The 24,410-nt window shown below is 62.5% G+C and carries 28 protein-coding genes and 1 tRNA gene; 11 read left to right on the forward strand and 18 right to left on the reverse strand.

Annotation, left to right across the window (positions count from 1 at the left end; genetic code table 11):
* Positions 1 to 60 precede the first annotated feature (60 nt).
* Positions 61 to 1,425, reverse strand: coding sequence for a HAMP domain-containing sensor histidine kinase (locus tag NYQ88_RS13040; RefSeq protein WP_275651568.1), 1,365 nt, complete (start codon positions 1,423 to 1,425; stop codon positions 61 to 63).
* Positions 1,422 to 2,090 (reverse strand): response regulator transcription factor, encoded by a 669-nt coding sequence (locus tag NYQ88_RS13045; RefSeq protein ID WP_275651569.1) that lies wholly within the window; start codon positions 2,088 to 2,090, stop codon positions 1,422 to 1,424. Before NYQ88_RS13045 ends, NYQ88_RS13040 begins: the two co-directional genes overlap by 4 nt.
* Positions 2,091 to 2,275: 185 nt before the next feature.
* On the opposite strand from NYQ88_RS13045, the gene NYQ88_RS13050 reads away from it, so the two are divergent.
* The gene (locus NYQ88_RS13050) at positions 2,276 to 2,536 is read left to right on the forward strand and encodes a hypothetical protein (protein ID WP_275651570.1); all 261 of its coding nucleotides are present in this window, start codon (positions 2,276 to 2,278) and stop codon (positions 2,534 to 2,536) included.
* 60 nt (positions 2,537 to 2,596) lie between these two features.
* Here the strand turns inward: NYQ88_RS13050 and cysW are convergent, their stop codons facing one another.
* The 6 genes from cysW to NYQ88_RS13080 form a co-directional block, all read right to left on the reverse strand.
* The gene (gene cysW, locus NYQ88_RS13055) at positions 2,597 to 3,454 is read right to left on the reverse strand and encodes a sulfate ABC transporter permease subunit CysW (protein WP_275651571.1); all 858 of its coding nucleotides are present in this window, start codon (positions 3,452 to 3,454) and stop codon (positions 2,597 to 2,599) included.
* Positions 3,444 to 4,289 carry a sulfate ABC transporter permease subunit CysT gene (gene cysT / locus NYQ88_RS13060; RefSeq protein WP_275651572.1) on the reverse strand — a complete coding sequence of 282 codons (846 nt, stop codon included), beginning with the start codon at positions 4,287 to 4,289 and terminating at the stop codon, positions 3,444 to 3,446. The genes cysW and cysT overlap by 11 nt, the downstream gene beginning before the upstream one ends.
* A 190-nt stretch (positions 4,290 to 4,479) precedes the next feature.
* Complete coding sequence (locus NYQ88_RS13065) at positions 4,480 to 5,844, reverse strand: FAD/NAD(P)-binding protein (RefSeq protein WP_275651573.1); 1,365 nt, start codon at positions 5,842 to 5,844, stop codon at positions 4,480 to 4,482.
* Between the two features lie 217 nt (positions 5,845 to 6,061).
* The gene (locus tag NYQ88_RS13070) at positions 6,062 to 6,295 is read right to left on the reverse strand and encodes a hypothetical protein (protein WP_275651574.1); all 234 of its coding nucleotides are present in this window, start codon (positions 6,293 to 6,295) and stop codon (positions 6,062 to 6,064) included.
* 61 nt (positions 6,296 to 6,356) lie between these two features.
* Positions 6,357 to 7,376 (reverse strand): sulfate ABC transporter substrate-binding protein, encoded by a 1,020-nt coding sequence (locus NYQ88_RS13075; RefSeq protein WP_275651575.1) that lies wholly within the window; start codon positions 7,374 to 7,376, stop codon positions 6,357 to 6,359.
* Positions 7,377 to 7,554: 178 nt separating this feature from the next.
* Entirely contained in the window at positions 7,555 to 8,448 is an 894-nt protein-coding gene (locus tag NYQ88_RS13080; protein ID WP_275651576.1) for an SMP-30/gluconolactonase/LRE family protein, read from the reverse strand.
* Between the two features lie 194 nt (positions 8,449 to 8,642).
* On the opposite strand from NYQ88_RS13080, the gene NYQ88_RS13085 reads away from it, so the two are divergent.
* Positions 8,643 to 9,125 carry a CAP domain-containing protein gene (locus NYQ88_RS13085; protein WP_275651577.1) on the forward strand — a complete coding sequence of 161 codons (483 nt, stop codon included), beginning with the start codon at positions 8,643 to 8,645 and terminating at the stop codon, positions 9,123 to 9,125.
* Positions 9,115 to 9,342: a sulfurtransferase TusA family protein gene (locus NYQ88_RS13090; protein WP_275651578.1), complete on the forward strand. Its 228-nt coding sequence runs from the start codon at positions 9,115 to 9,117 to the stop codon at positions 9,340 to 9,342. The genes NYQ88_RS13085 and NYQ88_RS13090 overlap by 11 nt, the downstream gene beginning before the upstream one ends.
* Positions 9,343 to 9,555: 213 nt before the next feature.
* On the opposite strand, the gene NYQ88_RS13095 is transcribed toward NYQ88_RS13090, so the two are convergent.
* Both NYQ88_RS13095 and NYQ88_RS13100 read right to left on the reverse strand, forming a co-directional pair.
* Positions 9,556 to 10,497 carry an IS110 family transposase gene (locus NYQ88_RS13095; RefSeq protein WP_275651579.1) on the reverse strand — a complete coding sequence of 314 codons (942 nt, stop codon included), beginning with the start codon at positions 10,495 to 10,497 and terminating at the stop codon, positions 9,556 to 9,558.
* Positions 10,498 to 10,783: 286 nt separating this feature from the next.
* Complete coding sequence (locus NYQ88_RS13100) at positions 10,784 to 11,950, reverse strand: D-alanyl-D-alanine carboxypeptidase family protein (protein ID WP_275651580.1); 1,167 nt, start codon at positions 11,948 to 11,950, stop codon at positions 10,784 to 10,786.
* A gap of 240 nt (positions 11,951 to 12,190) precedes the next feature.
* On the opposite strand from NYQ88_RS13100, the gene NYQ88_RS13105 reads away from it, so the two are divergent.
* The gene (locus NYQ88_RS13105; protein WP_275651581.1) at positions 12,191 to 12,760 is read left to right on the forward strand and encodes a DJ-1/PfpI family protein; all 570 of its coding nucleotides are present in this window, start codon (positions 12,191 to 12,193) and stop codon (positions 12,758 to 12,760) included.
* Between the two features lie 89 nt (positions 12,761 to 12,849).
* On the forward strand, positions 12,850 to 13,266 hold the full coding sequence (locus NYQ88_RS13110) for a helix-turn-helix domain-containing protein (RefSeq protein WP_275651582.1): 417 nt from the start codon (positions 12,850 to 12,852) through the stop codon (positions 13,264 to 13,266).
* A 45-nt stretch (positions 13,267 to 13,311) separates the two neighbouring features.
* On the opposite strand, the gene NYQ88_RS13115 is transcribed toward NYQ88_RS13110, so the two are convergent.
* The 4 genes from NYQ88_RS13115 to mgtE form a co-directional block, all read right to left on the reverse strand.
* Positions 13,312 to 14,205 carry a division plane positioning ATPase MipZ gene (locus tag NYQ88_RS13115; RefSeq protein ID WP_275651583.1) on the reverse strand — a complete coding sequence of 298 codons (894 nt, stop codon included), beginning with the start codon at positions 14,203 to 14,205 and terminating at the stop codon, positions 13,312 to 13,314.
* Positions 14,206 to 14,294: 89 nt separating this feature from the next.
* The gene (locus tag NYQ88_RS13120; RefSeq protein WP_275651584.1) at positions 14,295 to 14,720 is read right to left on the reverse strand and encodes a DUF1489 domain-containing protein; all 426 of its coding nucleotides are present in this window, start codon (positions 14,718 to 14,720) and stop codon (positions 14,295 to 14,297) included.
* The gene (locus tag NYQ88_RS13125; RefSeq protein WP_275651585.1) at positions 14,717 to 15,394 is read right to left on the reverse strand and encodes a glutathione S-transferase family protein; all 678 of its coding nucleotides are present in this window, start codon (positions 15,392 to 15,394) and stop codon (positions 14,717 to 14,719) included. Before NYQ88_RS13125 ends, NYQ88_RS13120 begins: the two co-directional genes overlap by 4 nt.
* Before the next feature lie 330 nt (positions 15,395 to 15,724).
* Positions 15,725 to 17,140: a magnesium transporter gene (gene mgtE / locus NYQ88_RS13130; protein ID WP_275651586.1), complete on the reverse strand. Its 1,416-nt coding sequence runs from the start codon at positions 17,138 to 17,140 to the stop codon at positions 15,725 to 15,727.
* Positions 17,141 to 17,265: 125 nt separating this feature from the next.
* Here mgtE and NYQ88_RS13135 point away from each other — a divergent pair, with 125 nt between their 5' ends.
* The 3 genes from NYQ88_RS13135 to NYQ88_RS13145 are packed head-to-tail and all read left to right on the forward strand — an operon-like array spanning position 17,266 to position 18,589.
* A complete protein-coding gene (locus NYQ88_RS13135) occupies positions 17,266 to 17,622 on the forward strand; it encodes a hypothetical protein (RefSeq protein ID WP_275651587.1) in 357 nt (118 codons plus the stop codon).
* A 40-nt stretch (positions 17,623 to 17,662) separates the two neighbouring features.
* Positions 17,663 to 18,199, forward strand: coding sequence for a hypothetical protein (locus NYQ88_RS13140; RefSeq protein ID WP_275651588.1), 537 nt, complete (start codon positions 17,663 to 17,665; stop codon positions 18,197 to 18,199).
* Between the two features lie 51 nt (positions 18,200 to 18,250).
* Positions 18,251 to 18,589 carry a nuclear transport factor 2 family protein gene (locus NYQ88_RS13145; protein WP_275651589.1) on the forward strand — a complete coding sequence of 113 codons (339 nt, stop codon included), beginning with the start codon at positions 18,251 to 18,253 and terminating at the stop codon, positions 18,587 to 18,589.
* 62 nt (positions 18,590 to 18,651) lie between these two features.
* Here NYQ88_RS13145 and NYQ88_RS13150 read toward each other — a convergent pair.
* Together NYQ88_RS13150 and NYQ88_RS13155 are read right to left on the reverse strand one after the other, a co-directional pair.
* Positions 18,652 to 18,736 (reverse strand) — tRNA-Leu (locus NYQ88_RS13150).
* Positions 18,737 to 18,982: 246 nt separating this feature from the next.
* Positions 18,983 to 19,216, reverse strand: a complete 234-nt coding sequence (locus NYQ88_RS13155) for a FliM/FliN family flagellar motor switch protein (RefSeq protein ID WP_275651590.1) — start codon at positions 19,214 to 19,216, stop codon at positions 18,983 to 18,985.
* A 71-nt stretch (positions 19,217 to 19,287) separates the two neighbouring features.
* On the opposite strand from NYQ88_RS13155, the gene lipB reads away from it, so the two are divergent.
* Both lipB and NYQ88_RS13165 read left to right on the forward strand, forming a co-directional pair.
* On the forward strand, positions 19,288 to 20,043 hold the full coding sequence (gene lipB / locus NYQ88_RS13160; protein ID WP_275651591.1) for a lipoyl(octanoyl) transferase LipB: 756 nt from the start codon (positions 19,288 to 19,290) through the stop codon (positions 20,041 to 20,043).
* 24 nt (positions 20,044 to 20,067) lie between these two features.
* Positions 20,068 to 20,550, forward strand: coding sequence for a DUF4282 domain-containing protein (locus tag NYQ88_RS13165; RefSeq protein WP_275651592.1), 483 nt, complete (start codon positions 20,068 to 20,070; stop codon positions 20,548 to 20,550).
* Positions 20,551 to 20,645: 95 nt separating this feature from the next.
* Here NYQ88_RS13165 and NYQ88_RS13170 read toward each other — a convergent pair whose 3' ends face one another.
* Positions 20,646 to 21,023, reverse strand: a complete 378-nt coding sequence (locus NYQ88_RS13170; protein WP_275651593.1) for a DoxX family protein — start codon at positions 21,021 to 21,023, stop codon at positions 20,646 to 20,648.
* 299 nt (positions 21,024 to 21,322) lie between these two features.
* On the opposite strand from NYQ88_RS13170, the gene rimO reads away from it, so the two are divergent.
* Positions 21,323 to 22,648, forward strand: coding sequence for a 30S ribosomal protein S12 methylthiotransferase RimO (rimO, locus tag NYQ88_RS13175; RefSeq protein ID WP_275651594.1), 1,326 nt, complete (start codon positions 21,323 to 21,325; stop codon positions 22,646 to 22,648).
* A 56-nt stretch (positions 22,649 to 22,704) separates the two neighbouring features.
* Here the strand turns inward: rimO and NYQ88_RS13180 are convergent, their stop codons facing one another.
* Positions 22,705 to 24,408, reverse strand: coding sequence for an EAL domain-containing protein (locus tag NYQ88_RS13180; RefSeq protein WP_275651595.1), 1,704 nt, complete (start codon positions 24,406 to 24,408; stop codon positions 22,705 to 22,707).
* Positions 24,409 to 24,410: the final 2 nt, after the last annotated feature.

A 24,410-nucleotide genomic window follows, 5' to 3' on the forward strand; every position in this document is an offset into this window, starting at 1 on the left:
AACAGGCACGAGGTGGCGGAGCCTAACCAAGGCGGACCCATTGCGACAGGGCCGCGGGGTCTATTTTACCGGAGTGTCTGCCGCCAGTGGCAGGGTGATGTCGAATACGGCCCCACCGCGGTCATTGCTGCTGACCGAGACGTCGCCGCCGTGTCGGCGCACGATATCGCTGACCAGGCTAAGGCCCAGCCCTGCCCCATGCTGGAGCGGGGCCAGCCGGTGGAAGGGCCAAAAAATCTCTTCGCGGTTTTCAGGTTTGATGCCGGGGCCGGTGTCGGACACGCGCACCCTGCCGGTGGCGGACACACTGACGTCGATGGTGATGTTGGGGCCGCCATGGGTCATGGCATTCTGGACGAGATTGGTGATGGCGCGCGACAGGGCCCCGGCATCGCCCCGCACCTGGACCCGTTTTGCATCCGCCGAGAAGGAGAGCTCCGTGCCCGCCGAGATGGCGAGCGGGGCTATGTCGGCGGTGACTTCGGAAGCGATCTCGACGAGATCGACGAGCTGCGGGCTCGCGGGAGAGAGATCCATCCGGTGCAGGTCGAGCAGCTGATTGGCCATGCCGGAGAGACGGGCCACGTCGAGCTCGAGCTGGGCGCGCTGCTCGCCGGGGGGCAGCATATCGAGACGGGTCTGGAGAATGGCGATGGGCGTGCGCAATTCGTGCGCGGCATCGGCCATGAAGCGCTGCTGGCGTTCGACGCCGTCATCGATCCGGCCAAGCGCGGTGTTGAAGGCATGAACAAGCGGCTGGAGTTCGCTGGGCACGCTCTGATCGGAAAGGCGCACGCCGGGCTTGTTGACGTCGATATCCTCCGCCTCCTCGGCAACCCCTTCGACGCCGCGCAACGTCCGCCGGATCAGGACGGGGATGCTGATGAGCGTGACCGAGGTCAGCAGCAAGACGAGGCCGACGAAAACCGGATTAGAAAAGGCCACCCGGATCAGCCCGAGGCCGATCTGAGGCCCGCCGGTGGAGACGATCCAGATCGGGCCATCGTCGATGGTTCGTTTACGGATAATCGCTTCCGCGCTGCCGTTGAAGCCGGTGTCGCTGAGGTTCGCGGAGGAGATGTGGGTCAGCGCCGAAGTCATCAGATAGACCTGCACCGGCACGGTACCAAGAGAAACCGAATAACCATTGGCATCAACGGCGTAGAACATGAAGTTCGGATATTGGTCGCGCACTCTCTGGAGCGCGGGCGTGGCGTGCAGTTCGAGGCCGCCATCAGTGCTGCGGGAGATGGAACGCGCGATATGGTCCATCACACTGTCGTCCAGCCCCTGATTGCGCGACAGGACATTGATGATCGGCAGGGTCGCGGCGAAGGTGAACGAGACCAGCACGAGGATCTGGATCAGGATCAGGCCGCGCGTCAGGACGGAGCGCAGCGAGCGCGACTTGGCAGGTTTTGTCACTGGATAGCCCGGAGGAGATAGCCGACGCCGCGGATGCCATGGATTTCCACATTGGCCGGGGCAATCTTGCGGCGGAGGCGGGAGATGTGGGCGTCCAGCGTGTTGGAGGCGATCTCGTCATCAAAGCCGTAGACGGCTTCTTCGAGGGCGGAGCGCGCGACGGTGCGGCCGGCGCGGCGCACGAGAAGCTCGAGTGCGAGCAGTTCGCGCCGCGTCAGGGTGAGCGGCTCATCGCCAATGGTGGCGGCGCGCTCGTTGAGATTGAAGCGCAGAAGGCCGACGGTGACGATCTGTTCCTCGACAAGGCTGGGGCGGCGCATCACGGCGCGGATGCGGGCAAGGAGTTCGTCGACGGAAAAGGGTTTTGCGAGATAGTCGTCGGCCCCGGTATCCAGCCCGGCCACGCGGTCATCGGGCGAGCCAAGGGCGGAGAGGACGATAATCGGCAGGCCGACCTGGCTGCGGCGCAGCACGGGAATGAGCGTAAGCCCGTCGCCATCGGGCAGTTTGCGATCGAGGATCACGGCCGCATGGACACCCGAAAGCGCGGCCTCTTCGGCCAGGGCAAGCGTGTCGACATGGTCCACGAGAATGTCGTGGCGGGCCAACGCGGCAGTCAGCGCCTTGGCCATTCCCAACTCATCTTCAACCAGCAAGATACGCAATTGGACTTCCCGAGTTTTCGCGAGCCTATTCGCTCAAGATTGCTCCAGCATTACGCTGCACGGACATGGCGGAAGCGTGGAGCGGATGACGATTTCGTTATCGATCGACCGCTCTATTGTTACGCAACTTTGGCACAATGCAGGCGGAGCAAGGTGGCGTTGTTCACGAGAAAGGAACAACGAATATGAAAAAGTTCACTCTTGCTGCCGTTATGGTTGCTGCAGGCCTCGCCGCTGTACCCGGCATTGCAATGGCTGGCGATAGCTCCGACTCGATTTTCGGCCGCTCGGAAATGGCTCTCGAAGCCGCGCTGAAGTCGCAGGGCGTTGACGTCGCCGGCGTTGAAGAATGGGGTCATTATGTCCGCGCCTGGGTCAACACCGGCAACGGCACGACCACCATGCAGTTCTTCGATCCCGATACCCTCGAGTCCGTCACCCCGTAATCGGGTGCTGTTCACGAGATGACAAAAGCTGCGGGCAAATTGCCTGCAGCTTTTTTTTGTTCAGTGCCCCCTGCCGGTGGCGGCCAGTTCGTCGCCATAGCGCCATTCGAGCGCGGTCTTGAGGACGAGGGTGACGAGTGCGAGCAGCGCCAGAAGCGATGCCAGGGCGAAGGCGGCGGTGGCGTTGTATTCGTTGTAGAACATTTCCACCTGCAGCGGGATGGTGGTGGTTTCGCCGCGAATTTTTCCGGACACCACCGCCACCGCGCCGAACTCGCCCATGGCGCGGGCATTGCAGAGCAGAACGCCGTAGAGCAGGCCCCATTTGATGTTTGGCAGGGTGACGCGCCAAAAGGTCTGCCAGCCGGAGGCGCCGAGAGAGAGCGCGGCTTCCTCGTCGCCTGTGCCCTGATCCTGCATCAGCGGAATCAACTCCCGGGCGACGAAGGGGAAGGTGACGAAGATCGTGGCCAGCACGGTGCCCGGGACGGCGAAGAGGATTTCGATGCCGTAGGATTTGAGCCAGGGGCCGAGCAATGAGCCGGAGCCGAAGAGCAGGACATAGACGAGGCCCGAAATGACCGGCGAGACCGAGAATGGCAGGTCGATGAGGGTGATAAGGAAGGCCTTGCCCTTGAACTCGAACTTGGCGATGGCCCAGGAGGCGCAGATGCCGAAGACGATGTTGAGCGGCACGGCGATGGCGGCGACCAACAGGGTGAGCCGGATCGCCGATTGCGCATCCTTGGTACCGAGCGCTGTCCAGAAGGCATTCCAGCCGAGGCGGAAGGCTTCGGCGAAGACCGCATAGAGCGGCAGCACCAGAAACAGCGCCATGAAGGCGAGGCAAACGGCAATCAGCAGCCAGCGGACCGAGGTTGGTTCGTCGGTGGGCGATGTGCGGTGACTATGCGCCATAGCCATACCTCCTCCGGCTCCAGGCCTGAATGAGATTGATCAGGAACAGCATGAGGAAGGAGATCAGCAGCATCACCGTGGCGATGACGGCGGCACCGGAATAGTTGAATTCCTCGAGGCGGATGACGATCAGCAGCGGGGCAATCTCCGAGACGAAGGGGATGTTGCCGGCGATGAAGATGACCGAGCCATATTCCCCCCCCGCGCGGGCGAAAGCGAGCGCGAAGCCGGTGAGGATGGCCGGGGTGAGGCTGGGCAGCAGCACGCGGAAAATGGTCTGGAAGCGGTTGGCGCCAAGGGTAGCGGAGGCTTCCTCGACCTCCTTGCTGGTCTCTTCGAGAATGGGCTGGATGGTGCGGACGACGAAGGGCAGGCCGATGAAGATCATGGCGACGACAATGCCGATCGGGGTGTAGGCAATGCGGATGCCGAGGGGGGCAACGAGCTGGCCGACAAAGCCATTGGGCGCGTAGATGGCGGTGAGCGCGATCCCCGCGACTGCGGTCGGGAGGGCAAAGGGCAGATCGACCATGGCGTCGAAGATGCGCCGGCCGGGGAAGCGGTAGCGCACAAGCACCCAGGCGATCATCGTGCCGAAGACGACGTTTATGCCGGCGGCAATCAGCGCCGTGATGAAGCTCGTCCGCAGGGCGCCGAGGACGCGTGCGTCCGTGGCGGCCGCCCAGAACCCGCCCCAGCCAAGGCCTGCCGAGCGCAGGACCAGGGCGATGAGCGGGATGAGGATGATCAGCGAGAAATAGGCGATGGTGAAACCGAAGGTCAGCCCAAAGCCGGGAATGATACTGGGTCGTCGGAAGCCGCCGAGGCGCGTCATGGGCGCCCTCCCCGCTGCGCACCGAGGCGCCGGTCTTCTCGTGCCATGATTGCGTCTCCTGTGTCAGGCGCAGCAAGTCTGGCAACCCTAGCGGGGCAGTCGAGTTTCTCAAGGCGCACGCCCGGTCAGTTGGGCGCGAAAAATAGAAAATCCTTCTGTGTTCCAGGCTCCCGCTGGAAGCCGGGCCTTATCAGGCCTCGACGACCTCGCCGACGAGGAGCGCGCGCGCCACAGAAGCGCATTGGACGCGAATATCGGGCACGGCTTCGATCTCGAAATAGCGGCCACGCGTCAGCGGGCCGACGACCCGCAGGCGGGACGACACATGACCATCCGCGGCGACCACGGCGCATTTGCCGTCGACATCGAGGCCGATATTCATGCTGTCGGCTCGCGCCGCACCGGTCTGGACGAGATGGCGGATCAACGGATTGCCGCTGGCGCGCACATCGACGCTGACGCCACCGCAATCATAGACGCGGGCAATATCCATGGTCACCCGGTCGCTGCCACCGCGCGGGCGAATAGTGGCGCGGACGCCATCGGCAGTCTTCTCGATGCCGGTGAATTCGGCGGCGACGAGGCGGACTTGTCCGCTGGCAATGGCCTTCACAAGCCCTTCATGCAGGTCGGGCGGCAGACGATGGCGGTGGACATTCCACCAGGGGCGCAGATGACGCAGGAAGCGGCGTTTTTCCTTGTCTGGCCAGCTCTGCCAGAGGCGCTGATTGTAGGGGCGGAGGCCATCGACGACGCTGCGCCAGTCCCCGCCCCGCGCCATGGTGTTGGCGATGAGGGCGCGGAACCACCGCGTCAGCGCGCGAACGCCGACGCCAAATGGCACATCGGCGGCATCGATCTGCAGGGGCGGCACATCACGATGGGCAGTGGGCAGGAGGCCATTGCGCGAGACGACGGTGACCGGGCCGCTGTGACGGGCCTCGGACAGCGAGACCCAGGCATCGACCATGCTGAGGCCGGAGCCGAGGATCATGACATGGGCTTCAGGGTCCAGCGGGGTATCGGCATCCGAGCCGACGCGGACGGCAATGCCGCGACCGCGGGCCGGCTGGGTTTCGTGGCCAACGGCGAGAACGGCAGCGCGACCGTAGAGCGTGGTGCCATTGCCGAGGAGGACTTCGACGCCATCGGGCTTTTCGGTGAGGGCCATGGCTTCTTCGGCGAGGACCCGGAGGCGCCCCGGTATACGCTCGCCGGCCTGACGCAGCACATCTTCAAGATAGGTGCCATAAAGCCGCCGGGCGACGAAGACCCAGGAGGTGTCATATTTGCCGGGGAATTTCTGCTGCAGCCAGCGCCAGAAATGCTCGGGATCATCGGGATAGGCGCTCATGCCGCGGGAGGGGACATTGACGCGATGGTCGCGGTGCCGCGCCGAATAGGCCAGGCCCTGGCCGAACTGGCCCTGACGCTCAAGCACCGTGACCTTCAGCTCAGGATCGGGATCGCGCAGCAATTGGGAGGCGATGAGAACGCCGCTGGCGCCGCCACCGATAATGACAAAGTGCTTTGCCGAGGGGCCGGTAAAACTCATCGCGCATCCTTCCAGCCGATTGCCTTGGACCGTGCCGCAGCACGCAAGAGCGCAAGGCGGCGGGACGACGCAAGTAGAGCGCCGCGATACTCCTTGTCACATATTTGGGGCGATGACCGGAAGCCTTCGAGCCTGCGGCAATCTCACAACCCACATTATAACGAGCATTCCGTTTCGTCAGGGAGACGAAAAGCCCTCGTTTTTTCTCATCTGCGGGTCAGAAGGGCAAAAATCTCGTCAGGTCGCTGGAGAACGTGTGCTCCTGGAGGCGCGGCCGATCGTCGTTCTGCGGGTCCGGCGCCTTGCCGCTGAGCCAGGCATTGTCATCTTCCAGCGCGGTGGGCCGCGCGTCGCTGTCGCCACCGCCGAAAAAATTGGCCTTGGCGGGCGCCTCGACACTGGCGCGACGTGCCAGCTCACCCGGATGGAAAATTCCGAAAAAGGCTATCATCGCAGTTCTCCTCTTTCACTGAGCGGTGTGGCCGGTCCACAGAGACCGGCCAATTGTCGTGTCAGGGAGCGGCGTAGATCTGGTCGAAGGTGCCGCCATCGCCGAAGAACTTTGGCTGGGCTTCGCGCCAGCCACCAAAATCCTCGATGGTGACGAGATTGACTTCACCGAAGCGGGCAATGTCCTCGGGGGCCGCCGCATCCGGGCGGACCGGGCGGTAGTAGTGTTTGGCGGCGATGGCCTGGCCTTCATCGGAATAGAGATAGTCGAGATAGGCCTGGGCGAGATCGAGATTGCCCTTCTTCTCGGCATTGACCGGAACGAGCGCGACGGGCGGCTCGGCCAGAATGGAGATGGACGGGGTGACGATGTCGAAGGCGTCGGGGCCGAGTTCTTCAAGGGCGAGGTAGGCTTCGTTTTCCCAGGCGAGCAGGACGTCGCCAATGCCGCGCTGGACGAAAGTGGTGGTGGAGCCTCGGGCGCCGGTGTCGAGCACGGGGACGTGGCGGAAGAGTTCGCCAACAAATTCCTGCGCTTTGGCTTCGTCATTGCCATATTCGGCACGAGCCCAGGCCCAGGCGGCGAGGAGGTTCCAGCGCGCTCCTCCCGAGGTTTTTGGATTTGGCGTGATCACCTCGACGCCATCGGCAATCAGATCGCCCCAATCCTGGATGGCTTTGGGATTGCCCTTGCGGACGAGGAAAACGATGGTCGAGATGTATGGCGCATTGTTGTTTTCGAGTGTGCCGCGCCAGTCATCGGGGATGAGATCGGTGGCATCGGCGATTGCGTTGATGTCGCTTTCGAGCGCCAGGGTGACGACATCGGCCTCGAGCCCGTCGATGACGGTGCGTGCCTGTGAACCGGAGCCGCCATGAGTGACCTGGATGGCGACAGCCTCGCCCTTTTCCTGCTGCCAGTGGGCAACAAAGGCGTCGTTGAACTCGCGATAGAGTTCACGCGTCGGATCATAGGACACGTTGATCAGTGTGCGGTCCTGCGCATGGGCGGTGACAGCGAAGCCCAGGGTCAGGGACGCGGCAAGGGCGGTATAGGCGAGTAACCGAGAAGCACGTTTCATTGGGAACTCCCGAGATCTGATATGAAAACCCTATCAACTCAGTCGTGTTTGGAAAGGCGCAGGCTTGCCGGCATTTTCGACGGCGGAGAAAATATTTCTCGATGAGGGCCGGCTGACGATAAAGTCAGCAAGCTCGCTCCAGTTCCGCCGTCCTCTCTTGTGCGCTATCGCGTGGAGATTATGACAGCGCGGCACCATTGGTGGTGAGGTAGACCGCGTAGATGGAAGAGGTCGCGGCGATATAGAGGCGATTGCCCTTGGGGCCGCCGAAGGTGAGATTGGCGACGCGCTCGGGTGTCAGGATTTTTCCGATGAGGGTGCCGTCCGGGGCAAAGCAGTGCACGCCGTCACCGGCGCTGGTCCAGAGATTGCCGTCAATGTCGAAGCGGAAGCCATCCGGCAGGCCGGGATCGACCGTGCAGAAGACGCGGCCATTGGCCAGGGTGCGGCCAGCAACGACGTCGAAAACGCGGATGTGGCGGGGAGAGCCGGAGTCGGCGACATAGAGCTTTGTTTCGTCCGGCGAGAAGGCGAGGCCATTGGGCTGGACGAAATCGCGGACCATCGCCTCGATCGCGCCGGTCTGCGGATCGACGCGATAGACGTTGTTGGTCTCCTGCTCCGGGGTGGCCTTGTGGCCCTCATAGTCGGACTGGATGCCGTAGGTGGGGTCGGTGAACCAGATGCTGCCATCGCTGTGGACCACGACATCATTGGGGGAATTGAGGCGCTTGCCCTCAAAGCTGTCGGCGATGACGGTTATGGAGCCGTCGATCTCGGTGCGGGTGACGCGGCGCGCGCCATGCTCGCAGGTGACCAGACGGCCCTGCCGATCGCGGGTGTTGCCATTGGAATAGCGGGCATCGGCGCGATAGACGGAGACGCCGCCATCAGGGATGTAGCGCATCATGCGGTTGTTGGGGATGTCGCTCCAGAGGAGATAATTGCCATCCTTGAACCAGACCGGTCCTTCGGACCAGCGGCAGCCGGTGTGGATCAGATCGAGCGCGGCACTGCCGTTGAACAATGCGCGGAAACGATCGTCGATGATCTCGTAGATGCCATCAGCCATGGCGGGTTCCCCTCCCCTGTGCGGGCGTTAACACTTTTGCCCCGAGCTTGCCGCAAAGCGCCGCGACAAGGCTCTTCCAGAACCATAATGGCCGAGGCCGGGACCAGCAATGCAGGATCGCGGCATTAACCGGGATGAAGGCGCAGGCTGCCATTATCCCCCTCCCCGGCCCCAACCGGACAGTAAGGAACACCATGAAGAAGACTGCCACGCGTCTGACCGCCGCCTCGCTCGCCGTTCTGGCGGCGATTTCCATTGCCGGCTGCTCGATGATGGCGCCGGCAAGTTCGCCCGGTGGCCTTGCTCCGGGGCTGACGGCGCGCATGGACCAGCCGGGCGCCACGCTCGACCGGGTGCAGGCGATCAATCTCATCAACGCCTATCGCGCGACGCGGGGCGTTGCCCCGCTGACCCTGGACGCCGGGCTCGATGGCACGGCGCAGGCGCTGGCGACGCAATATGCCCAGTCGGGCCAGGCGCCTTCGACGCCACAGGGGCTTGTGGCGATGAAGATGAGCGCCGGCTATCCGACATTTGCCGAGACGTTCTCGGGCTGGCGCAACAATGCGGCTGACGCGCAGGCGATGGCGGCCAATGCGACCAAGGCCGGCGTGGCGATGAGCTACAACGCCTCCTCTGCCTATGGCATTCACTGGGTTCTTGTTCTTGGAAACTGAGACGCAGCGGATCGACGCCAGGGGGCTCAAATGCCCCCTGCCCGTCCTGAAACTCGAAAAACGACTTGAAGCGCTGGCTTCGGGCGACGCGCTCGAAGTGCTGGCGACCGATCCGATGGCCCGGATCGATATTCCGCTCTATTGCCGCCAGAAGGGGCACGCGTGTGCCGTGTCCGAGGACAATGGAGTTTTGCGGTTTCTGGTGCTGGTGGGGTAGCTCGCCCATCTGCTTCGTGCCTGTGGCACCACCCCACCCCGGCCCTCCCCATCAAGGGGAGGGAGCCGATCGAGTGTGGGGCGAAGGGCGGTTCTTAGGCTCTTCTTGCCGGCACTATCTCTTCCCCGTGCTTTCCGCTCTTTCGTCATCACCCGACTTGTTTGGGTGATCCATGCTGCCGAAATGGATTGCCCGGACAAGCAACCGTGGACATCACTGTTGGAATGCCGGTTCCTGTCGGGCGATGGCGTTGAGGATTGTGATGAGTTTTCTCACCGTTGCGATCATGGCGAGTTTGAAGGGTTTTCCGCGCAGGCGCAGTCTTTGATAGAAGCCGCCGAGAACGGGGTCTTTCACCTTGATGGCGCTGAGCACGGCCATGTAGGCGATATCGCGCAGATGTTTTCGTCCGCCAAGACAGCGGCCGTTGCGATCCGATGCGCCCGATTGGCGGGCATAAGGGGCAACGCCGATGAGTGCTGCGGCCACCTTGGCGGAGACCTTGCCGAGCTCGGGCATGTCGGCCAGTAAGGCGATCGCCAGAACCGGACCGACGCCGGTCACCTGCCGCAGCCGCGCCTGGCGCTGCTGGAGCTGGCGATTGTCGGCGAGAAGGGCAGTGATGGCCGCTTCGATGCGTTTGATCTCCAGGGCGATGGCCGCCAGACGCTCCTCGATCAGGCTGCGCACAAGCGGCTCGTCGATGGTATCGAGCTGACTGACAAGGCCGCTCTTTTCCGCAACGATCCGCCGCCGATGGGCTGTGAACGCGCTCAGCCTTTGTCGGATCGGATCAGACACATAAGGGGTCAAGCTGGCGCGCACGGCCTGCAGATAACGCGCGATCAGAGCGGCATCGATCTTGTCGGTTTTGGCCAATTGGCCGATACCCCGCGCGTAACTGCGGATCCGCGCCGGGGCTAGAACATGCACTTCAAGGCCAGCGGCATGCAGGCTCTCGGCCACGCGGGCTTCATAGCCTCCCGAGGCTTCGAGCCCGATGGCCAACGGCCCCAGTCTGGCCAGGCGCTGCGTCAGCTCGGCGAGCGCCTCCGGTCCAGTGCTGCAACGCCAGGATTTGCCAGCGGGATGGGTATGAACGTCCAGATGCGTCTTGGAAACGTCGATGCCAACGAAGAGGGTGTCGTGTATCATGACCTTGCTCCCAGGCTTGTGGTGCGGGCAACAGCCCGATCAACCGTTCGGGGTCAAAGGGAGCAGACAGGGCCTTGCTCGTCCTCGGCTGTGACAAACCAGCCGGACAAAACGGCCTCCTGACTGCATCAGCCGGGATGCGCAACCCGGCTGATGCCACCACTAAAGCACAGATCCTCCACACAAGCCGGGCAATGACGGTGGGTGGGATAGATAGGCGCATCGTCACGCGTCGAGTAAGCGAAGAACCCCTATGGCAGCGACGACCCGGGTTTGCTGCGCCGCCCTACTGCATGAATGCGGGGCGTGGGCGGGGGAATGGCACGCTGCTGCTGCCGCCGGTGGAGGCGAGGCTGGGGCGCAGGGTGGTTTCGAGGGAGATGTCAGCGACGGCGGGGGCCTCTGCGAACATCGGCGTATGGGCCGGACGCGGACGCGGGATGGGAATGCCGGTGCGGATGCGGCCGAGGTCGACGGCGGTATATTCACGCAGGGCGACCTGATCATTGAGGTAGCTCGGCTGGTCCTTGAGGCCCATCGGGAATGCCGCTTCGCGCGCCTTCACATAGGTGGCGGCGTCCTTGCCGCAGATGTTGGGGCGCATGTCGACCGGCGGGCGGCCGACGGCATTGGCGAGGTTTAGCACGCTCTGGCCGGTGGGCTGCGCTGCGCCGGAAAGCCCCTTGAGCAGGAGTTCGGCGGCACGTTCATTGCGCTCACGGCCGGAGGAGCCGCCGAGAACGACGGCCATCAGGCGGCGGCCATTGCGATCGATCGAACCAACCAGATTGAGCCCCGAGGCACAGATATAGCCGGTCTTCATGCCGACGGCGCCGGAGAGGCCCTTGAGCAGGCCATTCTGCGATTCGAGACGCGTCTTGCCGAGGCGGACAACGCCGGTCGAGAACATGGGCATGTAGCTCGGAAAGCTCTGCTCGATGTAGAGCGAGAGAATGGCCATGTCGCGGGCACTGGTGACCTGCGCCGGATTATGCAGGCCATGGGAATTGGCGAAATTGGTGGCGGTCAGGCCCATGCGCTGGGCGACGTCGTTCATCTTGGCGACGAAACGCGGCTCATCCCCGGCAATGGTCTCGGCGATGGCCATGGCGATGTCATTGGCCGATTTGACGATGAGGATATAGAGCGCGTCCTTCATCGACACCGAAGCGCCCACCGCCAGACCCGACTTGGCCGGCGCGAGATTGAACGCCGCCTTGGAAACGGTGACCGGTGTGTCGAGGGTGATCGTGCCCTTGGCGATTTCCTCGAAGGCTACATAGGCGGTCATCAGCTTGGTCAGCGAGGCAGGGTGCCAGGGCTGGCCCGCTTCCTCGGCGTAGAGCACCTGCAGCGTGTCACGGTCGACCAGCAGCATGGGCATCGCCGCGACCGGCAGCAGGCCGGCGGTGACGAAGGCAAGGGCAAGGACGAGGCGACGCAGCAAGGACAAGGCAATACTCCGGGGATTGTTTTTCCAGTTTGTGATGCGGCTTGGGCAGCCGGAACTGGCAGGCATTCTCGAGGGCGGCATCATAGGCAAGAGTCTGTCGCGCTTCGATGACCGTCCTCTTAGCAGTCGAGACGCCGGGCCTCAAGCAAAGCGGGGACTGTTTGACGGGCATGTGAAGCTGCTGACGCAGGCTGACAGGAGGGCGGCCCAGAACCGGGGCAACGCATAAGGAGTTTTGCCATGCCGACCATCGTGACCATTCTGACCTCGGGCTATGCAGATTGGGAGACAGCGCTGCTCAATGCCGGGGCACGGCAGTATTATCGGATCGAAACAATGTTTGCCTCGCCGCGTGGCGAAGAGGTGACTTCGGCCGGCGGGCTCAAGGTGACCCCGCAGATGGCCGTTGAGGATATCGACCTCGATGCAGTCGACGCCATTGTCGTCAATGGCGGCTCGATCTGGAGCTCACCGGACGCGCCTGATATTTCCGACCTGCTGGTGCGGGCGCGGGACGCGGGCAAGACGGTGGGCGGGATCTGCGATGGCACGCTGGACCTGGCGCGGGCGGGTATTCTCGATGATGTCGCGCACACGTCCAATGGCCCGGAGAGCCTGCCGGATACTGGTTATGGCGGTGTGGCGCGGTATCAGGATCAGCCACGCGCCGTGCTCGACCGGAAGATCGTCACCGCTCCGGGCACGGCCCCGGTCAGCTTCATGGGCGCGGTCCTCGAGTCGATGGGCTACCGCAATGGCGACCTCGATTTTTACCTCAATCTCTATGCTGCCGAGCACACGCATGGCTGATGCGCAGGGGCGGTAACAAAAAGTCACTGGTATCTCTTAGTAACCATGGCTATATACGGTGCCTGTGACGCAAGACGAAAGGCCAACCCATGTCCCTGACCGACACATCGAAATCAGCCAATTGCCTGGCAATGTCGGACGTTCTCAATCGCATCGGCGACAAGTGGAGCGTTATGGTGGTGGGCATGCTTGGGCGTCATGGCACGCTGCGCTTCAACGAGCTCAAGCGCCTGATCAACGGTGTATCGCAGCGCATGCTGACGCTCACCCTGCGCAATCTCGAGCGTGATGGTCTGGTCAGCCGCACCATCTATCCCGAGGTGCCACCGCGCGTGGAATACAACCTCACCGAGATGGGCAAGACGCTGCAGGAGCCGATCGACGAGCTTTGGAACTGGTCGGCCGAGCATCACATGGCTATCCTCGATGCCCGCGCCATCTATGACGCACGGGAAAACATCACGGCAGCCGACCAGCCGCGCAAGATCGCCTACGCGCGCGGCTAGTCGGGGTACCCTGCCCCGCCTTCAATTCTATTTTATCAAGAGCGCCTAGCCGTCAGTCTGGGCCAGCGTCCGGCTGTCCGCGTCGCTGGCCCCTTCGGCTTTGCGACTGTCCGCGCGCGCAGACGCCTGTCGCTCCGGCAGGTTGAGCGCGGCGACGAGGGCGCGATATTCCTGGCGGGCGCTGAGGTGTGACGAGGTTGGCATCCCGCCCAGCAATTCATCGTCAAGGGGATCGAACACCGTCATGCCGGTGGCAAAGAGCGAGCGGAAGATGACGCGCTCGGCGATGCCGTCCGCCAGCCTGCAGCCAAGGCGCAGGGCGATCTTTTCCAGCGTCAGCTGAACCTGCCGCATATTTCGCGACGACAGCATGGAGATGCGGTTGCGCACCAGCACCCAGTCGATATTGCGGCCGTCGATGGCAAGGCGCTCGGAACGGGCGCGCTGGACCAGCCGCGCATAATGGCTGAGCTCGCGCGGCTCGCCGGAGCTCGGGTCGATCTGGGCCATGACGTTGAGGTCGATGAGGCTGTCGTTGACCGGGGTAATGAGCGTGTCGGCCAGAGAATGGGCCAGTCGCGTCAGATTGGTGTCAAAGCCGGGCGTGTCGATGACGACGAAATCGGCCTTGTGCTCGACCTCGACGACGGCCTGACGGAAGAGGTCGAATTCGACCTTGTGGTTTTCCCGGACAGAATCGCCACGCGCCACCGGCAGGTGGAAATGCGTCGTGTGCGGCAGCGTCAGGGCTTTTTCACGAGCCCAGTTGCGCCGGTTGCGGACATAGTGGGTCATCGTCTGCTGGCGGCCGTCTACGTCGATGGATGCGACGCTATAGCCCTGGTAAAGCAGATGGATGGCAAGATGAAAGGCAGTCGTGGACTTGCCAGACCCGCCCTTTTCATTCCCCACGACAATGACATGCGCGCCTTGTCGCACTATCGATCCCCCAAATCACTTTGGTAAGTCTCATGTTTTCTGAGGCACCGCACAAGCGGGTTTATGCTGAGGCGAATGGTAACGGCTCTCTACAACAAACCGAGCTTTGCAAGTTCAGCGGCCAGCTCGTGGGAATTGCCTGAGTCGTTGGCAGCCATATCGGGCGGCGCATCCTCGGGCTTGAAATAGCGCCAGCCTTGGAACGGGCGCTTCGGATAAGGAATGGTGCGGGTCAGATCGGGCGCCATGATAATGTCGCAGTAATCCTTGCCCTCGGCATCCTTATAGGGGGCGAGGCGAAGGATCGGCTGGCGGCAGACGATCTGTCCCCCGATCACCCAGTAGATCGAGGACAGGCCCTCCATTTCGGCGGCGCGCTTGGGCATCATGCGGGTACGATGGACATGCACGTCCTCGCCGTAGTCGGCGCCCCACCAATGGGCGCGCTGGTCGCGGTAGCTTTCCAGTTCCTCGAAACTGGAAATGCCGACGCAGAGTTTGACCATGTGGATCATGCCAGCGTCCCCGGAGCGACGCGGCCCTGGATGACGTCGATTTCGTCGTCATCGACGATCCACGGCTCGCGCAAGGCCTGGCTCAGCCAGTCCTGGAAGGCCGGCAGGGCGTAGATGGCTTCGACATAAGCCGCGGCCTGGTCGGAGACCGGCAGGGCATAGGTTCGCAAGCGCGTGGCGAGAGGCGCGAACATGGCGTCGGCGGCGGTGAATTCTCCGAACAGGTATGGCCCACCCGAGCGGGACAGGTGGTCGCCCCAGAGGCGCTCGATGCGCAGGAGATCGCCGCGCACGGCGTCGACGTCGACCTTGCCGGGATGAGAGGCGCGCAGGTTCATCGGCGCATGATTGCGAAGGGCAGAGAAGCCGCCATGCATCTCGGCAGCTGCGGCGCGGGCCAGCGCCCGGTCGCGGAAATCACGCGGCCAGATGGGCAGCTCAGGAAAGCGATCGGCCAGATATTCGATGATGGCGATGGTCTCGGGGATAATGAGGTCGCCGTCGACCAGCACCGGCACTTTGCCGGTCGGCGAGCGCTCGGCGATGAGTTCGCGCCAGCGCGGTCCCGACAGCTGCAGGACTTCGTCCTCGAAGGGAATCTCGAAATGGCGCAGCACCAGCCAGGGGCGCAACGACCAGGTGGAATAATTGCGGTTGCCGATCAGCAGTTTCATCGCGTCATCCGTTCAGAGAACAGGAAGGGCGCCCTGTGGCAGGGGCGCCCTTCTCCAATTTGTATCAGTGACGAACTCTAGCGCTTCAGACGCCAGCAATCACGGAGAAAACCAGCCCCATCGAGAGGAGGCATACCAGGGCCCAGCTCGTGGCCTGCCAGGCATTGGACTTCGGTTGACTGCGCATGTTCGCTCCTTGTCAGCCGTTCACGCTGGCCGCCCAAGGGCAGAGCCCCCCGGCCAGTGTCAAATCGTTAACCGTGCCAAAACGGCAATGCAAGCGACCAAACTGCAACAGTTGACAAGCGGTTCGGGATGTCGGGGTGCGGCCTAGAACAGGCCGAACCAGAGCCCGGCAATGCCCAAAAAGGCAAAGAAGCCAACGACATCGGTGATTGTGGTGACGAACACCGCCGACGCAATGGCGGGGTCGGCCTTTACCTTGTCGAGACCGAGCGGAATGAGAATTCCGACTGTGCCGGCGACGATCATGTTGATCACCATGGCCGAAGCGATCACTGCACCGAGCTCGATGCTGTCGTAACGCACCCAGGTCACGATGCCGATGAGAATCGCGAAGATCACGCCGTTGAGGAAGCCAACGACCATTTCGCGGCGAATGAGCCGCTTGAGGCGCTGCCCATCAAGCTCGCGCATCGCCAGGGCGCGCACGGTGACGGTCATGGTCTGCGCGCCGGCATTGCCGCCCATGGAGGCGACGATGGGCATCAGGACAGCGAGGGCGACCATCTGTTCGATGGTGGCGTTGAAAAAGCCGATGACATAAGAGACCATCAGCGCGGTAAAGAGGTTCACCACCAGCCAGGGCACGCGGCTTCTGACGGTATCGACCGTGCGGTCGGAAACGTCTTCGTCGCCCACGCCGGCGAGGAGCTTGATGTCCTCATCGGCTTCTTCCGTGATGACGTCGACCATGTCGTCGATGGTCAGCACGCCGACAAGGCGCCCGCTCTCGTCCACGACGCCGACCTCGACAAGATCATAGCGCTCGAAGGGACGCGCGGCCTCTTCCTGGTCCTCGTTGGCGTTCACCAGGACCAAAGTGGTGTTCATGATGGAATCGATCTTGGTGCTGCGCTGCGCGCGAAGCACACGATCCAGCGGAACGGTGCCGACCACCTTATAGGCCGCGTCGACGACGTAGAGCTGGTAGAATTCGTCCGGCAGGTCCTTGTCGGCGCGCAGATAGTCGATCGTCTGCCCGACCGTCCAGAACGGCGGGATGGCGATGAACTCGGTCTGCATGCGTCGGCCGGCAGAGTCCTCGGGAAAATCGAGGCTGCGCTTGAGGCTCAGACGCTCGAAAGCCGGCAGGGCCGAGAGAATCTCGTCCCGGTCATCCTGTTCGAGATCTTCAAGAATGAAGACTGCGTCGTCGCTGTCGAGGCCGGACACGCCGCGGGCGATTTCGGCGTTGGGCAAGGCGTCCATGAGCTCGACGCGGACGCTCTCGTCCACCTCAGTCAGCGCCGAATAGTCGAAGCGATCACCGAGGAGGCGAATGAGCGCAAGCCGTTCGGCCGGCTCCAGCCGCTCGATCACGTCGCCCTCATCGGCGGTGTGGAGCGGCTCCATCAGCTCGGCAATGGCGTCCGTGTCCTGCGCAAACAGGAGCGCGCGCAACCGATCGAGCCAATCCTGGCTGATACGGTCTTCCGAATTGCGGAACACGTTCGTCTCCAACCCGGCACCCGTGCCAGGCTCAGTCTCGAATTCGCTGCTCATAGGGAGCCCTTTTCGTGTCCTGGGGGTTTCTGGGGCGTGGCAAGCTGTAGCCAATCGTGGCGGAACGCGCCAGACTGGCACAAAAAGTTTTCTCGCCGACCACGGGCGGGTTCGAGGAGGGAACAATGGGTGAAACAGACGGGCGCGATAAAAGTTTCGAACGAATCCATCGACTGGCCGAGCAGCGGGCGCTGGCAGAGGTCGATCGCGCGAGCAGCGACGGGACGCCGGCACTGACGGTTCGGGGCGTCGCCTTCGTGAGACTGCTCGATGCCGAAACAATGGTGCTGCACTGCCCGCTGGAGCAGAAGATCCTGCTGATGGAAATTTCTCCCGACATCTATTTCGACACCGACGACTATGTCGGCCAGGAAGTGGTGCTGGTGCATCTCGGTGCCATAAGCGACGAGGAACTGTCCCTGCGCCTCGAGGACGCCTGGCACTTCCGGGCGCCGGGCCAGCCCGCGCAAAATCCGAGCTGACGCATACGCACCTGAACTCTAGTCAACCCCAGGACTTCTCATGGCCACGACGACCGAGCTCTCCTGTACCTGTGGGGCCTTTGCGCTGGAACTGACGGGCGAGCCCTTCATCACCACGGAATGCCATTGCACGAGCTGCAGGACGGCAGGAGCAAAGCTTGAAGCCCTGCCCCTCTCCCGCCCCATGCGGAGCGAGAATTTGGGGACGCCCTTCGTTCTCTATCGCAAGGACCGGGTGCGCTTCCTCAGGGGCGCAGAAAACCTTGCCGAGTTTCGCCTGAACGAGAAGACAGCCACGCGACGGGTGGTGACAAGTTGCTGCAAGACGCCGGTGTTCGTCGAATTCAAGGGCGGGCACTGGCTGAGCCTTTATGCCTCGCTCTGGCCCGAGGGCGCATCGCCCCAGCCGACGATCCGCACGATGGTGGGCGACAGGCCCGAGAGCGCCCCCCTGCCCGACGACCTTCCCTCGGGAAAGCTGGTCACGGCCAAATTTTTCGCAAAGCTCCTCGGTGTATGGATCGCAATGGGATTCAAGGCCCCGGAAATCGAGATCGCCCAGAAGTTAGAGATTTGAGGCTGGCGAACCCTCGGGACGGAAATGCGTTGAGGCGGCAGGAGAACCGCCATGGACGCAGCCTGGACTATCGAACGCCGCCTCTGGCTTGAAGGCGCAGCAGCCTATGAGGACCACCTCGCCGAGGAGTGCCTCATGGCCTTCGGGCCGATGGGCATCATGAACCGTCGCGATATCATCGAGAGCCTTGCCGGAGGCCCGCGCTGGACGCGCGTGGAGATAAGCGATCAGCGCTTCGCAGTGCCGGAGGACAGCGCTGTCGTCGTGCTTGCCTATAGAGCAGAAGCGCAAAGGGATGATGCCCCGCCCTACCGGGCGCTCTGCACCTCGACCTATCTCATCACCGGGGGAAATCTGAAACTGATCCAGCACCAGCAGACGCCGCTGTGATGCAGACAACAAAAAAGCCGCCCTGGGGCAGCTTTTTGTTTCTCCTCCCCGAAGGGAGAGAATGGTGCGGTCGAGAAGACTCGAACTTCCACGTCTTGCGACACAGCGACCTCAACGCTGCGCGTCTACCAATTCCGCCACGACCGCACTGTGTGGTAGAAGCTTCGTTTCTTTCGTCCCGAAGCGAGTGGGGATTTAGCAAGGCTTCCCCGGAACCTCAAGTGGTTAGATCGCAAATTCTTTTTTCGCCTGTGGAGAATTTTGCGCCCGGGCGGGATTTCACCCTCCCCGGAGGCTCACCCAGACAGGCAAAAGGGCCGCAACCCCTCGGTTTACGGCCCTTTTCACAGTGGTCGCCGAAAATCTCTTCCGGCGCGAAATAATTTTGGGTGATCAGGCGACCTTGAACACCTTCTCGGTGACCTGCACCCGCAGGTGCCCGTCTTCGACATTCACCTCGCCTTTGGCGATCAGCGTGTTGTTGGCATATATGTTGAGCGGATCGTGCTCGGTGGCATCCAGCTCGATGACGGCACCACGGCCCATGCGCAGAAGATGATGGATAGGCATCTTGGTCGCGCCGAGTTCGACGATGATATCGACTTCAATATGGTCCAGTGTGCTCATAGGTATGTTCTGAGGTCCGTTGTGCCCGATATCGGCGGATTCGTTAAATTAAGGATTGCTCAGGCTTGGTTATGGAAGTCTTAACGCCCGACGCCGAAGCGTGCCAAATTCGATCGAAACTGCATCGCGATGATGCAGAAGCGGTCGAATGGCGCATATTTGACGGTGCCCAGGACTATCCGGCGACGCTGGCCGCCATGGAGGAGCGCGCCGCGCTGGTCGCTGCTGGTGAAGCCCCCGAGGCGGTGTGGCTGCTGGAGCACCCTGCCCTATACACCGCGGGCACCTCGGCGCGGGCCGAGGATCTCCTCACCCAGCGCTTTCCCGTTTATCCCGCCGGCCGCGGCGGGCAATACACCTATCACGGCCCTGGACAGCGCGTGGCCTATGTCATGCTCGACCTGACCAAGCGGGGGCGCGATATCCGCTGCCTCGTCAAAGGCCTTGAGCAATGGGTGATCGATACGCTGGCCAGCCATAATATTGTCGGCGAGCGCCGCGAAGGCCGCGTCGGCGTCTGGGTTCAGCGTCCGGACAAGGGTTTTGGGCGCGAGGACAAGATCGCGGCCATCGGCGTGCGCGTGCGCAAGTGGGTGACCTTCTACGGCATTTCCTTGAACATCGACCCGGATCTAGGCCATTACGACGGCATCGTGCCCTGCGGGATCACCGACCAGGGCGTCACCAGTTTTGAAGATCTGGGGCAGCTGGTGACGATGCCGGAGGTCGATTCTGTGCTGCGGGCGCGTTTTGAAGACATATTCGGGGCGACAAAAGAGGCCGCGCCCGGCCTTGCCATACCGGCCCCGTCTGGCCAATTTGCCTGACACGCTCGAATCGAGGAGCCCGCAATGACACTGGACGATCTCAAACGCCTGTTTACCCGCCAGACATTGTTCCGGCTCGACGCAATCCTGTCGCCCCGGCTCGTGCCGATTCTCTATGCGCTGGGTCTCGCTGGCATCCTGCTGTGGGCGATCAATCACTTCTTCTATCGGTTCGGCATGGGTTTCGGGAACGGGCTCTGGGGCCTTCTCGAGATCCTGGTGTTCGGCCTAATCGCCCTTGTCGGGCTGCGGATCGGCTGCGAAGCGCTGATCGTGTGGTTCAAGGCACATGAGAGCACGGGCGAGACGGTGAACCGCACACGCTTCTCGGCATCGCTGCTCGATGAGGTGCGGGACGCCATTCGCGACCTCGCCGAAGAGGGCAGCGAAAGCGACTATGCGGAAGCGGACGAATATTTTACGCCGGCGACCGAGCCTGCGCCGCATGTCGCAAAGCCGCGGCGCGAGCCATCGGTAACACCAGGCAAACCCTATTCGAACAGCTGAGGGTGGGATCGCGGCGGTTTTCAGCTGCCGCCCGGACATGAAAAGGCCGCCACGGATCGCTCCGGGCGGCCTTTTTGATTCCCGTCGGGAATTGCTTACTTCTTGTCGACTGCCCAGGCGCCGGGACCGGCGAACACAAGGTAGAGGAAGACAAAGCAGAAGAGGATGGCGGCGTCGCCACCGTTGTTCACCGGGAACATGTTGGCGGGCGCATGAGCCATCCAATAGGCCACTGCCATGGTGCCAGAAGCGAGGAAGGCGGCCGGACGGGTGAACAGGCCAATGGCGATCAGCACGCCGGTGACAATTTCGATGATGCCAGCGAACCAGAAGATCGAGAACATCGGCGGTGCAAATTCGGCGGCCGGAAAGCCAAGAATCTTCTGCGTGCCGTGAGCGAGGAACAGCAGAGCTGCGATGATGCGGAGGGCCGCGAGGGCCTTTGGTGCATGGACGGAAAGGCGATCGAACAAGGTCTGTCTCCAGATAAGGCGTCCAGGGGGCGGGACTTCGATCCCTTTGGCAGACGCTTCTAATTGTCCCCGACAGTGAGGACGCCGTCGGGCAAACCCAAGCTAGCCCAACATGGGTTAAGGCAAAACCGGGAGTCTGGCGGACGCACTGTTCAACAATGCTTGATGTTCAATCCGAGGTGTTCACCGCTGGGATCAGGCCTGCCCCGCACAGATTGAAGGGGCAGTAACATTGCGTAACCGGGGTCATATGCTGTATGACGCGGCCAACTTCCTTCAATTCGGACCTTTGAACGCGCATGACTCAGGCGCCTAAAATCGGCCTTGTCAGCCTCGGCTGCCCCAAGGCCCTCGTGGACAGCGAGCGGATCATGACCACGCTGCGGGCCCAGGGCTATTCGTTTAGCCGGGACTATGCGGGCGCCGACATCGTCCTCGTGAACACCTGCGGCTTTCTCGACAGTGCCAAGCAGGAAAGCCTCGAGGCGATCGGCGAAGCTCTCAATGAAAACGGCAAGGTGATCGTCACCGGCTGCCTCGGCGTCGAGGAAGGCCTGATCCGCGAAACGCACCCCAGCGTTCTCGCCATCACCGGCCCGCATCAGTATGAGAGCGTCGTTGCCGCCGTTCACGACCATCTGCCGCCCGTGCCCAACCGTTTCGTCGACCTCGTGCCCGAGAGCGGGCTCAAGCTGACGCCGCGCCACTACGCCTATCTGAAGATTTCCGAGGGCTGCAACAATCGCTGCTCGTTCTGCATCATCCCGCAGATTCGAGGCGATCTGGCTTCGCGTCCGGCTGCCGGCATTCTCTCGGAAGCCGAGGGCCTCATTCGCTCCGGCGTCAAAGAACTGCTGGTGATCAGCCAGGACACCAGCGCCTACGGCCTCGACCTCAAATATGCGACGAGCAAGTATCGCGGCCGCGAGGTGAAGGCGAAGTTCTATGACCTCGCCAAGGAACTGGGTGAACTCGGGGCATGGGTGCGTCTGCACTATGTCTACCCCTACCCCCATGTCGATCCGGTGATGGAACTGATGGCCGAAGGCCTCGTCCTGCCCTATCTCGACATTCCGTTCCAGCACGCCTCGCCGAACGTGCTCAAGGCCATGCGCCGCCCGGCCCACCAGGAAAAGACGCTCAACCGCATTCTCGACTGGAAGCGACAGGTGCCTGACCTCACCGTGCGCTCGAACTTCATCGTCGGCTTCCCCGGCGAGACGGAAGAAGATTTCGAAATGCTGCTCGATTTCATCGAGGAAGCCGAAATCGATCGCGCCGGGTGCTTCAAATATGAGCCGGTGACCGGCGCGACGGCCAATGAGCTCGAGGGCGTCGTGCCCGACGAGGTCAAGGAAGAGCGTTTCGCCCAGCTGATGGAAGTGGCCCAGAACGTCTCCTTCGGCCAGCTGCAGAAGAAGGTCGGCCGCACCATTGACGTGATTGTCGACGACGTGCGCCCCGAAGAGAACCGCGTGATCGCGCGTTCGAAGTGGGATGCGCCGGAGATCGACGGCCAGGTGATCGTCGACAATGCCGACGGCATCAAGATCGGCGACATTGTCTCGGTGACCGTTACCGACAACGACGAATATGATCTCTTCGCCACCCCGGCGAAGGTCTGATCCCACGAATGCGGTGGATCAGTCGATGCGCCGCGCGCGTCGACTGATCCACCGCATCAGCCTCGCGCCATGCGCCCTACTGCGTCCGTTTCGCATTGGGCCGAGGGCAGGTTTTCCAGCACATAGCCGAGACGTTCGGGCGACTGGGCCTTGGCAAAGTACCAGCCCTGGAGAGAATCGCAGCCGAGCTCACGCAGCAGGTCCACCTGCGCGCGCGTTTCGACGCCCTCGGCCGTCACCAGCTTGCCCATGCCATGAGAGATGTCGATGATGCCGCGTACGATCGCGAGGTCAGCGCTGCTCTGGGTCAGATTGGCGACAAACACCTGATCGATCTTGACCCGGTCAATCGGCATGCGGCGCAAATGGGTGAGACTGGCGAAGCCGGTGCCGAAATCGTCGAGCGCCACTTCGACGCCCGCATCGTGCAGACGACAGATTCGGCGTTCCACCTCGGCAAAGTCGCGACCAAGGAAGACGCCCTCGGTGACTTCGATGCAGAAGGCGCTGGGCGGGAGCGCGGCCCGCTCGGTCAGCGCGAAGAATTTGTTGGTGAAGAGGTCCGAGCGGAAATCTGCATTGGTGACATTGATGGCGATACGCCCCACCGGCAGGCCCTGCAGCTTCATCGCCTTCATGTCCTGAACCGCGCGCTCGACCACGAGCATGCCCAGCTCGGCGAAGAGGCCGGGATCGCGCAGATCGCTGAGGAAGCTGCCCGGCGCCACCATGCCATTGGTCGGGTGCTGCCAGCGCAAGAGACCTTCCACAGACAAACCACCGCCATCGGCAACCGGCACAACCGGTTGGTAATGCAGCAGGAATTGACCACGCCCAAGGCCATCCTCGATGGCGCGTGTCAGCTCGCTGCGCTGGCGTGAGACGTCGCCAAGCCGGTGCTCATAGGTGCTGGCGCGATCGCGGCCAAGCTCCTTGGCGCGATAGAGCGCCAGATCGGCGTTCTTGAAAATATCCTCGGCCGTCAGCCCGTCGCGGGGGAACATTGCGACGCCGATGCTGGCCGTGCACCGCCGCGTGACATCCCCGAGCAGGATCGGCCGCCGGATGGCGCCGAGCACCTTGCCGACGAGGGCGCGAACTTCGCTCTCGCTCTGGCCGGTGAGAACAATGCCGAACTCGTCGCCGCCAAGGCGGGCCACGAAATAATCGTCGTGCCCCAGCGCGCTCAGCCGCTCGCCGATGATGCGCAACAGCCGGTCGCCAACGTCGTGGCCGAACCAGTCGTTGATTTCCTTGAATGTATCGAGATCAAGGAGCGCGAGATGGACAGTCTTGGCCCCTACCCCGGCCTGGCGCAGCGCGTCCTCGAGATATTCCTGAAAATGCCGGCGATTGGGAATGCCGGTCATCGGGTCAATATTGACCACCTTGCGCAATTCGCTCTGCGCCTGCTGGCGAGCGGTAATATCGAAACGGATGGCTGTGTAGCTGTCGACTTTTCCCGATGCCCCGACATGCGGCACTATAGTGGTATCCACCCAGTAGCGCTCACCATCCTTGCGGCGGTTGCATATTTCGCCGTGCCAGACCTTGCCGCTGGCGATGACGCGATACATCTCCCGGAAGAACTCCGGCCCGTGAACGCCAGAATGAAGAAGACGGTGGTTGGCCCCGATCAGCTCTTCGCGAGAGTATCCGCTGATCTCGCTGAACTTGTTGTTGACCAGGGTTATTGTGCCTTTGACATCCGTCATTGCCACGATAGCTGCGCTGTCCAGCGCATATCTGACAAATTCCATTT

This window comes from Devosia sp. SD17-2 (assembly GCF_029201565.1).
Lineage (GTDB): Bacteria > Pseudomonadota > Alphaproteobacteria > Rhizobiales > Devosiaceae > Devosia.